This is a genomic window from Amycolatopsis kentuckyensis, assembly GCF_041679295.1.
GTDB lineage: Bacteria > Actinomycetota > Actinomycetes > Mycobacteriales > Pseudonocardiaceae > Amycolatopsis > Amycolatopsis kentuckyensis_A.
The window spans coordinates 239318-251385 of the sequence record NZ_JBGDMD010000004.1; the positions used below are offsets into that span (position 1 = coordinate 239318).

Below are 12068 nucleotides of genomic sequence, written 5' to 3' on the forward strand. Positions count from 1 at the left end.
GGCTACCCGGCGGACACCGGCGTCAACCGCGACGGCGCCTCGCCACGCAGCATCAGCACCGCGACCAGCCCGAACGCGGCCACCACGGCGAAGAAGTAGAAGCCCCACGGGTACGCGATCCCGGCGGTGACCAGCGCGCCGGTCACGAACGGCCCGAGGATCGAGCCGAGCCGCCCCACCGCCGACGTCAGCCCGAGCGCCGTCCCGCGCGCCTGCGCGGGGAACGCCTGCGCGACGTACCCGTAGATCAGCACCTGCGCCGAGAACACGAACACCCCGGTCAGCAGCACGACCGCGTTCAGCACGAACGCGTTGCCGATGCGCAGGCTCAGCGCCGCGAGCAGCACGGCACCCGCGCCGAACCAGATCCGGGCGATCGGGCGGATGCCGAACCGGTCGGCGATCGTGCCGGCCAGCACCAGGCCGAGCACCGCGCCGATGTTGAGCACCAGCAGCAGCGTGATCGACGTCGAAATCGGGTAGCCCGCGGTCCGCATCAGCTGCGGCAGCCACGTGTTGAGCCCGTAGACCAGCAGCAGCCCCATGAACGACCCCGTCCACACGGCGATGCTGATCCGCCGGAACCGCGCGCCCAGCAGGTCGCGCAGCCCGACGCGCTCGGCCGAAGTGTCCTCCCGCGAAGCGAGGTACGCCGCGGATTCGGGCAGCTTCCACCACATCAGCGGCACGGCCAGCAGCCCGGCGATCCCGCCGCCGTAGAACAGCACGTGCCAGTCTTCCTTGGCGTACAGCGCGAGGATCGACGTCAGCACCGCGCCGACGTGGTAACCCGTCATGGTGAACGTGCTCGCGCTGGCACGCCGCCGTGCGGGCAGGTTCTCCGACATCACGGTCAACGCCACCGGCATGCACGCCCCGAGCCCGAGCCCGGCGGCGAACCGGAAGACCCCGAACGTCGCGACGTTCGGCGCGAGCGGCGTCAGCAGGGTGAACAGCGAGAACAGCAGGACCGAGCCGATGAGCATCACGCGGCGGCCGAACCGGTCGGTGAGCGGGCCGAGGCAGGCCGCGCCGACGGCCACACCGACCAGCGACACCGTCGCGACGAGGGTCGCGCCGGCCGCGGTGAAGCCGAGGTAGCCGCTCTTGAGCAGCGTCGGGATGGTGGCGCCGAGGGCGACCAGGTCGTAGCCCTCCAGCAGGACGGTCAGCCAGCAGAGAACCGCCGTCCACACGGGACGGGAAGACGTCGTTGTCATGGTTTCCTCAGAACGGGTAGCCGGCGATGTCCGCGCGGACGGTCAGCCACTGGGTTTCGGTGAAGGCCTCGATGTTGGCCTGGGCGCCGCCGAAGCGGGAGCCGTTGCCGGAGTCGCCGACCCCGCCGAACGGCGCGGTGGGCTCGTCGCCGACGGTCTGCTCGTTGATGTGCACCTTCCCGGAGCGGACCTCGTCGGCCAGCGTCATCGCCGTGCCGACGTCGCCGAGGATGCCGACCGACAGGCCGTACTCCGAGTCGTTGACCAGCCGCGCGGCCTCGTCGAGGTCGCGGTACGCGCGCACCGGCGCGACAGGACCGAAGATCTCCTCGCGCCACGCCGGGGTGTCGTCGGAGAGTCCGAAGAGGACGGTCGGCGGGTAGTACGGCGCGTCGGGCTTGCCGCCGGCCACTACTCGCGCGCCCGCCGCGACACTGCGGTCGACGACGTCGGTGACGTGCGCCAGCTGCCGGTCGTCGATGATCGGGCCGAGTGCGACGTCGCCGGTGGCGGGGTTGCCGACCGGCAGCCGCCGGGCCTTCTCCGCCAGCGCTTCGACGTATTCGTCCACTTGGGACTCGTGGACGAGGTGCCGGCCGGTCGTCATGCAGATCTGGCCCTGGTGCAGGAACGAGCCGAACGCGCCGGCCGACGCGGCCTTGGCGACGTCGGCGCCCGGCAGCACGACGAGCGCGTTGTTCCCGCCCAGCTCCAGGTGGACGCGCTTGAGCGAACGGGCGGCGGCCTCGCCGACCTTCCGCCCGGCCGCCGTCGAGCCGGTGAACGACACGACCGAGACCTCGGGCGCGTCGACGACCGCGGCGCCGACGGCGGCGTCACCCGGCAGCAGGTGCAGCAAGCCGGCGGGCAGCCCGGCTTCCTCGAAGACGCGCAGGATGCTCACGCCGCCGGACACCGCGGTGCGCAGGTCCGGCTTGAGCAGCACGGCGTTGCCGAGCGCGAGTGCGGGCGCGACCGAGCGGATCGCCAGGATCAGCGGGAAGTTGAACGGCGAGATCACCGAAACCACGCCGGCCGGGACGCGCCGGGCCAGCGACCAGCGGGGTTCGCCCGTGCTCAGCACCTCACCACGCGGGTGGGTGGGCAGCGCAGCGGCCTCGAAGCAGATCCCGGCCGCCATCTCCGTCTCGATCCCGGCCTTGGGGCGCGTCGAACCGGCTTCGCGGACGATCCAGTCCTGCACCTCGGCGGCGTGCGCCTCCCACAGCTCGCCCGCGCGGCGCAGCACCGCGGCGCGCTCGGCGGGCTTGCGCCGCGCCCAGTCGCGCTGGGCAACGGCCGCGGCGCGGGCCGCCTCGGCGACGTCGCCGGGGGTCGCGATGCCCACGCCGCCCAGGGTTTCCCCGGTCGCCGGTTCGACGACCGCGTGGGTCCCGCCGCTGCCGTGGCGGAACTCGTTGTCCAGCAAGGCCATGATCACTCCGGTGTGGTCGGTTCGGTGTCGACCTGGATCAGCCGCGGGCCGTCCGGGGTCGTCTTGAGCTGGGCGTGCAGGTCGTCGACGTCGGCGGCGGTGGTCGCGGGAACGCCGTAGCCGGCGGCGATGGCGGTGAAGTCGAGCCCGGGGATCTCGGTGCCGGGCACGTCCGGCGTCCCGAGCAGCTCGCCGAACCACCGCAGCGCGCCGTAGACGCCGTTGCGCAGGATCACGAACGTGACCGGGACGCGGTAGTGCGCGGCGGTCCACAGCGCCGTGATGCCGTAGTTGGCCGAGCCGTCGCCGATGACGCCGACGACCGGGCGGTCCGGGCTGCCCATCGCGACGCCGACCGCGGCGGGCAGGCCGAACCCGAGGCCGCCGGCGGCGGGGAAGAAGTACGAACCGTCCCGGCGCAGGTCCATCTGCCGCCACCACGCCGAGTTCGTCGACGTCGATTCGACGACGTACCGGGTGTCGGCGGCCTGCGTTTCGCGCAGCGCCGCGAAGACCTGCTCGGGGTGCAGCGCCTTCTCGCCCGTCTTGGGCGCGGGGCTCGCGACGTAGTCCACGCTCGAGGCGCGTCCCGGCAGCGTGGCCAGCAGCGCCTCGATCACCGGCGCCGGGTCGGCGACCAGCGCCTCGCCCATCGGGGCGCGGGCCGCGGCGCCGAAGTCGTCGGTCACCTGGACCAGCCGCGTGCCCTCCGGCAGGTAGGCGCCGGGAACGTACTGGTGGTAGCGGAAGACGGGCGCGCCGAGCACGAGGACGAGGTCGTGCCCGGTCAGCGCGTCCGAAACCGAAGCGATGCCGGCCGGCAGGACGCCGCGGAAGAGCGGGTGCCGGTTGGGGAAGGGCAGCCGGTGCGGCGACGGCGCCACCCACGTCGGCAGGTCGAGGTGCTCGGCCAGGGTGACGGCGCGGTCGAACAGGCCGAGGGCGTCGAGGTCCCCGCCGAGGACGAGCGCGGGGTTCTTCGCTTTCATGAGGCTCGCGGCGAGGTCCTCGAGCTGACCCGCGCTCGGCGTGAGTCCTCTTTGGACGCTCCGGTCCAGCGTCACGACGGCGTTCGCGTCCAGCTCGACGGCCCAGTCGTCGTAGGGCACGGAGAGGTAGCTCGGGCGCCGGTGCAGCTCGGCCTCGAACACGGCCTGGGCGAGCGAGCGCGGGACGTCCTCGGCGCAGCTCGGCTCGCCGGACCAGGCGGCCAGCGGGCGCATCAGCTGCGTCGCGTCGACGTTGGCGAGCATCGCCTCCATCCCGATGGCCGCGCGGACCTGCTGGCCGGCGGTGAGCACCAGGGGAGAGCGCGAGTAGCCGGCGTTGGTCAGCGCGCCCATGGCGTTGCCCGAGCCGGCGGCCGCGTGCAGGTTGACCAGCACCGGGCGGCCGGTCGCCTGGGCGTAGCCGTCGGCCATCCCGACGACGGCGCCTTCGTGCAGGCCGAGGACGTACCGGAAGTCGCCGGGCAGCTCGGCGAGGAACGGCAGTTCGTTGGAGCCGGGGTTGCCGAAGATCGTGGTCAGGCCGCGGCGGTGCAGGAACTCGTGGGCGAGCCGGCGGGCGGTGGGCATGCGCTGTCCTCCTCGGGCGGGTTGGACCAGACCCTAGGGAGACCACGGCGTGTGTTCCAATAAATGTTGCCTCGGTGGTTCATAGACGGGATCGATGATGCGCGACTTCGACCTCAACCTGGTGCGCACGTTCGTGCTGCTCTACGAGACCCGCAGCGTCACCGCGACGGCCGAGTCCCTGCACGTCACGCAGCCGACGATCAGCTACAGCCTGCAGAAGCTGCGGCGCCGGTTCTCCGACGAGCTGTTCCGCCGCACGGGCGGCGGCCTGGTCCCGACGACGACGGCCCGCGCGCTCTACGAACCGCTGCACAGCGCGCTGTCGGGCATCGAGACGGCGGTCAGCGGCGCGTGGTCGTTCGACCCGTCTTCGGCCCGGGCGGCGTTCACGCTGTGCCTGTCCGACCTGGGGGAGATCTCGTTGCTGCCGCGGTTGATGGCGGCGCTGCCTTCGCGCGCTCCCGGCGTGACGCTGACCGTCCGGCCGCTCGACGTCGACCGCGCCGCGGACCAGCTCGGCCGCGGCGAGATCGACGCGTTCATCGCGTCCCCGCTGATCAGCTCCCAGCGCGTCGCCCGCGTCCCGCTGTTCTCCGAGGGTTACCTGGGCATGGTGGCCGCGAACCACCCGCGGCTGGGCACCCGCGTCGGCTTCGACGCGCTGGCGGCCGAGCGCCACGTGACGGTGTTCGGCCCGACCGGCCACGACGGCCCCCGCCGCGCGCTGGAGGCGCACGGGCTCCTCGACCGCGTGGTCCTGGAGGTGACGCGCTTCGCGGCGCTGCCGTACCTGGTCCAGGACGGCGAGCTGGTGGCGATGGTGCCGCGCCTGGTGGCGGAGATGTTCGCGGCCCAGCACCACGTCCGGCTGTTCGAGCTGCCTCTCGAGGTGGAGCCGGCGCAGGTGTCGGTGTACACGCGCCACACGCACGCGCGCAGTCCCGCGCAGCATTGGCTTGTGACATTCATGCGCGAAGTGCTCGGCTGATTTAACACGCATTTTTCACGCGTGCCCTTTTTCCGCCGAAAGGTCTGGGCCGAACGTGTAGTGCTTGGTGCTGAACCGATCCCGCCCTGCCTAGTGTCGATCACGGTCCTGGCAACCGAACTAGGGAGGAATCCGGTGAAGCTCGTCCGCCTGGTGAAGAAAGCGCTTCCCAAGAAGAGCCTGAAGGCTTACGCCTGGTACGGCTGGATCTGATCGCGCGGCCGGTCCCGGCCACCGGGACCGGCCCGTTCCCCCTTCGAGGAGTGCCGAACGTGGTCATCGCTCCCGCCCACCGCGAGGTCGTCTTCGCACCCCGTCTGGCGGACCTGCTGCGCGAGCACCGGGACAGCGGGCTCTTCCGCCTCGAGCCGGACACCGTCGGGATCGCCGATCCGGACCTGATGGACGCCGTGCTGCGCGCCCGCCCGGCGAACGCCGAGGAGCGCCCGACGTTCAAGCCGGTGCTGGGCCGCGCGGTCACCCGCGCCGAATCGGCCTCGCTGATGCAGGCACTTGGCGCCGACGTCCGGGCCGCCTTGAAGCGGCCTGCCGACGCACCCGACCTCACCGGTGCGTGGCCGGCCGTGCCGCACGACTACCTGCGCCGATTCGTCTTCGGGCCCGAGACGCGCCGGTTCCGCGTGCTCGTCGACCGCCGTCTGGAGCTGACGCCGAAGCTGACCTGGTCGGCCGTCGCCGCCGGGGCCGCGCTGGCCCGCCGGCCGGGTCCGGACGCCGAGCTGTCGACGCTCGCCCGGCAGGTCCTCGCCGCCGAAACCCTGGCCGAACGGCGCTTCCGGATGTACCTCTACCGCCGGGGCGCCGCGCCGATCTGCTTCACCGTCGCCGCGCTGGTGACCAACGCGGTGTGGCTGGGCGCGCCGTTCGACGACGACGTCCCGAACGAGCACGTCCTGAACGAGGCGCTGCGGCTGCTGCCGCCGTCGTGGAACATCCTGCGCGTGCGCTCGCCGGAGTTCGCCGAGGTGGACGCCCGCATCACACCCGGCGACGACGTCCTGCTGCTGCCGTTGCTGAGCCACCGCTCCCCGAAGCTGTGGGAAGCGCCGGACGAGTGGCGGCCGCGGCGCTGGGCCGGGCTCGACGCCGACCGCCACCCGGGCTACCTGCCGTTCGGGCACGTCAGCGAGCGCTGCTGGGGCCGGCACCTGGTGCTGCCGCTGGCGAGCCGCCTGCTCGACGTCGTCCGCGCCGAAGGCCTCGTGCCCGACCCGCGGCGCACCCGCGCGCACGTCGAACTCGACGGCCTGCTCGAGCTGGCCGACGTGCGGATGGTCAGCCCGCGTCGCAGCGGGCGCCGTTGAGGGTGAACGCCGTGGGGGCCGGGTTTCCGTGGTCGAAAGCCCCGTTCAACCCCGTGCTGACGGTCGCGCCGGGGGCGAGGGTGGCGTTGTAGGACTCGGCGATCACGGTCACGCGGCTCCCGCTCTGGCTGTACTTGCCGTCCCACCCGTGGGTGACCCGCTGCCCGGCGGTGAACGTCCAGGTCAGCGTCCACGGTTCCAGCGTTTTGCTGCTCTTGTTGGTGATGGCGACGCCCGCGGTGAAGCCGTCGTTCCACTGGTCGGTCACGGAAAACCGCACGACGCACTTCGCGGCTTCGACCGGCGGCGGTGGCTTGGGGACCACCGAGGTCGGGGCCGCCGTCGACGACGCGGTTTGCCGCAGCACGGTCGGGATCGGCGTCGGGCTCGGCCGGGTGGACGCCGGGGCCGGACGTGGCGTCGTCGCCGGCGCGAGCGGGTCCTGGGGCGTGGCCTGCCGCTGCTGCGCGCTGCCGGACGTCACCGCGATGAGCACGAGGCTGCCGAGCACCACGACGGCGCCGGCGAACGCGGAGATCCACCGGATCCGCCGCCCGGCCCGCTGCTGGACGGCCGCGGCTTCGCGAGCCCGCTGCTCGAGCCGTTCGCGGTAGCCGTCGCCGGTGTCCTCCTCGCGGGACGTCGTGGCCGCGGGCGGCCCGCCGAGCGAGCGCGGCGTCGCTCCCGTCTCCCGGAGCAGCTCGGCGACGGAGATCTCGTCGTCGTCCCGCCGCCGACCGGCGCGCGCCATCCGGAACCTCCCGTTCTGCGGCCCGACCGGCGAATCCTAGGAAGCGGCGGCGACCTTGTAAACCGTGTGCACGCGGCGTGCACCCGTCGTGCACGAGACGCTGATGTCCGGACGGTTTCCTGGGGCGGTGGCCGGACGCACCGGCCCGATCCCAGGAGGTTCCCGATGTCCGACCCGAAGATCATCGCCGTCGTCGGCGCGACCGGCCAGCAGGGCGGCGGCCTGGCCCGCGCGATCCTCGACGACCCGGAGCGGCGCTTCGCGCTGCGGGCGATCACGCGCAACCCGGACTCCGCGGCCGCGCAGGCGCTGGCCGCCCGCGGCGCCGAAGTCGTCGCGGCCGACCTGGACGACGAGTCGAGCCTCACGAAGGCCTTCGAAGGCGCGTACGGCGCTTACCTCGTCACGGCGTTCTGGGAGTACAACTCCGTCGAGCGCGAACAGCAGCAGGCGCGCGCGATGGCCGCGGCGGCGAAGGCCACGGGCCTGCGGCACGTGATCTGGTCGACCCTGCCCGACACCCGCCTGCACCTGCGCGACGACCGCGTCCCGACGCTGCACGAGCGGTACAAGGTCCCGCACTTCGACAGCAAGGCCGAGGCGGAGGCGTTCTTCGTCGAGGCGGGCGTGCCGACGACGTTCCTCTCGACGACGTTCTACTTCGAAGCCTTCCTCGACTTCTTCCGCCCGGTCCGAGACGACGACGGCGTCGTCGCGCTGCACCTCCCGATGGCCGACCGGACGCTGCCGGGCATCGCGGCGGAGGACATCGGCCGGACGGCGTTCGGCGTCTTCGCGCAGGGCCCGTCGCTGGCCGGCGAGACGATCAGCATCTCGGGGGAGAACCTGACCGGCGAGCAGTACGCGGCGGCGTTCGCCAAGGAGCTCGGCACGGTGGTCGCCTACCGGCCGATGAGCGTCGAGGCCCTGCGGTCGGCGGGCTTCCCGGGCGCGGACGACCTGTCGAACATGTTCTTCTACTACGCCGAGCACGAAAGCGCCTTCGCCGGCGCGCGCGACCCCGAGGCGGTCCGGAAGCTCAACCCGCGTCTGCAGGACTTCGCGACCTGGCTCGCTTCGCGGCGGGAGGCGTTCGAAGGGCTGTGACGGAATACCGGTCCGTGGCCGCCGGTTGCGCTCTGCGTGACCGATGCGGTGCGGTTCGAAGTCCTCGGCCCGGTCCGGGCGTGGCGCGGCGACGTCGAGCTCGAGCTGGGGCCGCCCCGGCAACGGGCGGCCCTGGCGGTGCTGCTCCTGCAGGAGGGCACGCCGCTGTCGCCATCCCAGCTGGTCACGGCGTTGTGGGGCGGCGCGGAGCCGCGGGCGGCGGTCGGCATGGTGCGCTCGTACGTGTCCCGCTTGCGCCACGCCGGCGTCCCGATCGAGTCGGTCGGGGGCGGCTACGCGATCCGCGCCGGTTCCCTGGACGCCACGGAGTTCGAGCGCCTTTTGCCGTCACCGCGCGAGGCTCTGGACTTGTGGCACGGCACGCCGCTGTCCGGGGTGAACGGCGAGTACGCGGAGGCGGCCCGCGAGCGCTTGATCCAGCTGCGCTTCACCGCGCTCGAAGACCTGGCGGCGGCGGACATCGCCGCGGGCCGGCACGTCGATCTGAGCGGTCTGATCGCCGAGCAGCCGTTGCGTGAGCGGCCGCGTGAGCTGCAGATGCTGGCGCTGTACCGCGCGGGCCGCCAGGCCGAGGCGCTGGAGCTGTTCACGGCGACGCAGCGCCTGCTGGAGTCCGAACTGGGCCTCGACCCGGGGCCGGAGCTGCGGGAGATGCAACGCCGCATCCTGGCGGCGGACCCGTCGCTGGCACCGTCGGTGTCCCGCCCGTCCCAGCTGCCCCCGGACCTCCCGGAGTTCGTCGGCCGCGCGTCCCTGACATCCGAGCTGGCCGAGGCGCTGACCAGCCCGCGGGCATCGCTGCCGGTGGTGGGCATCGAAGGCCTGGCGGCGATCGGCAAGACAACGCTGGCGATCCACGTCGCCCGGAAGGTGGACTTCCCGGACGGCCAGTTGTTCCTGGACTTGGCGGAGTCGGCGGACCCGCTGTCCGAGCTGCTGCGCGGAATCGGCGTGCCGGACCTCCCGGCGTCGCCGAGCGAGCGAGCGGCGTTGTGGCGAACCCGCACGTCGGGCCGCAGGGTGCTGGTGGTCCTGGACAACGCCCGCCCGGAGGACGACATCCGCCTGTTGCTGCCTGGCGCAGGGGGCCCGGCAGTGGTGATCACAGCCCGCCGCCGGCTGTACGACGTCCCGCACGCCCATTGGACGAAGCTGGGCGGCTTGAGCGTCCCGGAGTCGGTGACCTTGCTGGCGCACTTGGTGGGCCAGGACAGAGTGGCTGCTTCGTTGCGGGAAACGCAGGTACTGGCATCGAGGGCGGCAGGGCTCCCACAGGTCATCCAGGCGATCGGCGAGAGGCTGGCATCCCGCCCGGACTGGACGATGGCGCAGGCGTTGCAGAGGGTGGGCCGCCCGGCCCCGGGAGCGCCGGCGAGGCCCCCGGAGTGCCAGGCGATAGAGAAGCCGTACGAGTCGGCGGTGGCGGAGCTGACGCCCTGGCAGACGCACGCGTTCGAGAGGTTGTCGGCGTTCCCGCACTTTTCGGTGGCAACGGCATCAGCGGCGCTGGACCTACCGGCCCGCGAGACGACGATCCTCCTGGAGTCCCTGGTGGACGCGCACTTGCTGGAGGTGACGGGCCTGGACGAGTACGGGTACCAAGAGCCGGTCCGGTTGTTCGCTGAATCGATGCAGCCTGATCGAAACCGGCCGATCATGCCAGAGGGTCTCGAGGGGGCGATCCAGACCCCCCTGAACGAGGGTCCGGGGGAGCCGTATACTCTTTCTTCAGCAGGTCCGAGTGGCGGAATGGCAGACGCGCTAGCTTGAGGTGCTAGTGCCCTTAACGGGCGTGGGGGTTCAAGTCCCCCCTCGGACACACACGTTACCCACACGGGGAGAGGCAGTCACAGTTACTGCCTCTTTTTTGTTGTCGTAGACCACCTGCAGGCCCAGGTCGCGGTAGACCTGCGTGATCCTCTCCGGGGCCCGCGAGTTCAGGGGCCTGGCGACGTCGCCGAGCTGGTCGAGCATCGCGTAGACCTCCGCTATGTCGACCGCCTGCGTGTCCGGCAGGTGCTTCAACTCCTCCGTCGCGGCCTGCCGCTCGGCCTGTGCGCGCTTCATCGGCTCGACGAAGTTGACGGGGTCCACGCCCGCCTCGATAGCCGCAAGGTGCCGTCGTAGCTTCTCCTCGGCACCCTTCAGCCGCTTCTCCGCGTTGGCTCGACGGCCGTCCACCCGGCCGTCCTGCGACCCGGTGAGCAGCCGTACCGTCTCGTCGCGGTTGTCCGGGGCGAAGATCTGGCACAGCCAGTCGTTGATCGGCGGGACTACGACGTCCTCTCGAAGGTTCACCGTCTTCGGGTGATCGGCCAGCGTCGCCGATCCTGGCGCCATCGTCCGTGCGATGCACCGGTAGTAGACGCCCTTCCTGATTGCTGCACCCTGCATCTTCCGGGTGCAGATCTCGCAGCGCACCACCCCCTTCAACAGGTACGTGTGCTTCGTGGCCGCCCGATTCCGTTCGAGCTTGGCAATGCCTGGCAGTCCGCCGGCTGCGCGGGACCGGCGCATCAACTGCGCCTGCGTGAACGCCTCGACAGAAACAATCTCCGGGTGCGCGGGTCGCCGCGACCGGACAACGCGATCCGGCGCTGCTCGCTTGAACCGCACGACGTGCCCTGCGCCGACGTCATCCGGATTCAGAAGCGTCTCCTGCTTGGTCCAACGCCCGAAGATCGCGTACCCGGTGTACCGGGGATTCTCCAGAATGGACCGGACGGTGCTGCCTTGCCAGCCGTCGGCGAGCCGGTGCCGGTTCTGGTCGGGCCGGCGTTCGGAAGGGCAGGGCACTCCGTCCTCATTGAGTCCCTTCGCGATCGCTCGATCGCCGACCCCTTCCATGTACTCGGCGAATATCCGTTGGACCACCTCGGCTGCGTCTGGATCGATGGCCAGCACGCGCAGCCGGAACCCCTCGGCGGCCTTTCGGGGGTTCGGGTGCGGACCGCCGTCAACGACGACGTACCCGTACGGCGCCCGACCGCCCTGGTGACGGCCCTCGTTGACCACCTGCGCGTCCATCGCCGCGCGGACACGCGCCTAGACGTGCTGACGCTCCGATTCACTCATCCCGCCGAGCACGCTCATGAGTATTTTGTGCGACGGGTTCCGCGCGTCGTACTTCCCGCCCAGCTCGGGCACCCACAGATCCACCCCGTACGCGGCGAACCGGGGCGCGATGAGCGAGAACTGGTTGCCGAACCAACAGCGCGTGCCCTCGCCGACCACGACGGCGTTCCATGTCCGCCGCGGATTCTTCAGCTCGGCGAGCAGCCGCGCGGCCTCGTTCCGGCGCTCCCAGGGGACTGACCGCGACTGCCCGACGTCGAAGTACTCCGCGACGACCCGGCCGCCCAGTGGCTCGACGAACTTCCGAGCGTTCCCGAACTGCCAGCCGCGAGAGGTCTCCGGGTCCTGGTTATCTTCCGTCGAGCACCGGCCGTAGGCCGCGAGTTCACCGATCCCGTCGTCGACCGGCTCGGCCACCTCAAGGCCAAGGATGTCGTCCAGCGTTGACCACGGGTCGTTGCTGATTTCAGCCGTCATGGTTCCTCCTCTGCCGGTCCGTCCAGCACCGGCACCTCGGTAAGCTCGATCAGAACGGCCAGCAGTCCGCGTGCCACGGCTGGCGTCAGCTC

General features: G+C 71.7%; 11 protein-coding genes and 1 tRNA gene. 6 read left to right on the forward strand and 6 right to left on the reverse strand.

Annotated features, from left to right (window positions below; translation table 11 throughout):
* Positions 1-2: 2 nt before the first annotated feature.
* From ACERZO_RS17945 to mdlC, 3 genes are read right to left on the reverse strand one after another with little or no spacing between them, the layout of a single operon-like run.
* Complete coding sequence (locus ACERZO_RS17945; RefSeq protein WP_372665814.1) at positions 3-1220, reverse strand: MFS transporter; 1218 nt, start codon at positions 1218-1220, stop codon at positions 3-5.
* A 7-nt stretch (positions 1221-1227) separates the two neighbouring features.
* Entirely contained in the window at positions 1228-2655 is a 1428-nt protein-coding gene (locus tag ACERZO_RS17950) for a benzaldehyde dehydrogenase (RefSeq protein WP_372665815.1), read from the reverse strand.
* Between the two features lie 2 nt (positions 2656-2657).
* On the reverse strand, positions 2658-4232 hold the full coding sequence (gene mdlC / locus ACERZO_RS17955; protein ID WP_372665816.1) for a benzoylformate decarboxylase: 1575 nt from the start codon (positions 4230-4232) through the stop codon (positions 2658-2660).
* Positions 4233-4326: 94 nt separating this feature from the next.
* On the opposite strand from mdlC, the gene ACERZO_RS17960 reads away from it, so the two are divergent.
* The 3 genes from ACERZO_RS17960 to ACERZO_RS17970 are packed head-to-tail and all read left to right on the forward strand — an operon-like array spanning position 4327 to position 6545.
* Positions 4327-5220: a LysR family transcriptional regulator gene (locus tag ACERZO_RS17960; protein WP_372665817.1), complete on the forward strand. Its 894-nt coding sequence runs from the start codon at positions 4327-4329 to the stop codon at positions 5218-5220.
* 21 nt (positions 5221-5241) lie between these two features.
* The gene (locus ACERZO_RS17965) at positions 5242-5433 is read left to right on the forward strand and encodes a tryptorubin family RiPP precursor (protein WP_372665818.1); all 192 of its coding nucleotides are present in this window, start codon (positions 5242-5244) and stop codon (positions 5431-5433) included.
* Positions 5434-5492: 59 nt separating this feature from the next.
* Positions 5493-6545 (forward strand): cytochrome P450, encoded by a 1053-nt coding sequence (locus tag ACERZO_RS17970; protein ID WP_372665819.1) that lies wholly within the window; start codon positions 5493-5495, stop codon positions 6543-6545.
* On the opposite strand, the gene ACERZO_RS17975 is transcribed toward ACERZO_RS17970, so the two are convergent.
* Positions 6517-7296, reverse strand: coding sequence for a cellulose binding domain-containing protein (locus ACERZO_RS17975; protein ID WP_372665820.1), 780 nt, complete (start codon positions 7294-7296; stop codon positions 6517-6519). The two genes, ACERZO_RS17970 and ACERZO_RS17975, sit on opposite strands and share 29 nt — an antisense overlap.
* A gap of 165 nt (positions 7297-7461) precedes the next feature.
* Between ACERZO_RS17975 and ACERZO_RS17980 the strand changes: the two genes are divergently transcribed.
* The 3 genes from ACERZO_RS17980 to ACERZO_RS17990 all read left to right on the forward strand — a co-directional run bounded on the left by ACERZO_RS17980 (position 7462) and on the right by ACERZO_RS17990 (position 10243).
* A complete protein-coding gene (locus ACERZO_RS17980) occupies positions 7462-8403 on the forward strand; it encodes an NmrA/HSCARG family protein (RefSeq protein ID WP_372665821.1) in 942 nt (313 codons plus the stop codon).
* A 36-nt stretch (positions 8404-8439) separates the two neighbouring features.
* On the forward strand, positions 8440-10194 hold the full coding sequence (locus tag ACERZO_RS17985) for an AfsR/SARP family transcriptional regulator (protein ID WP_372665822.1): 1755 nt from the start codon (positions 8440-8442) through the stop codon (positions 10192-10194).
* Positions 10160-10243: transfer RNA gene (locus tag ACERZO_RS17990), tRNA-Leu, on the forward strand. Before ACERZO_RS17985 ends, ACERZO_RS17990 begins: the two co-directional genes overlap by 35 nt.
* On the opposite strand, the gene ACERZO_RS17995 is transcribed toward ACERZO_RS17990, so the two are convergent.
* Together ACERZO_RS17995 and ACERZO_RS18000 are read right to left on the reverse strand one after the other, a co-directional pair.
* A complete protein-coding gene (locus ACERZO_RS17995; protein WP_372665823.1) occupies positions 10225-11451 on the reverse strand; it encodes a recombinase family protein in 1227 nt (408 codons plus the stop codon). The two genes, ACERZO_RS17990 and ACERZO_RS17995, sit on opposite strands and share 19 nt — an antisense overlap.
* 18 nt (positions 11452-11469) lie before the next feature.
* Positions 11470-11976, reverse strand: a complete 507-nt coding sequence (locus tag ACERZO_RS18000; RefSeq protein ID WP_372665824.1) for a recombinase family protein — start codon at positions 11974-11976, stop codon at positions 11470-11472.
* Positions 11977-12068: the final 92 nt, after the last annotated feature.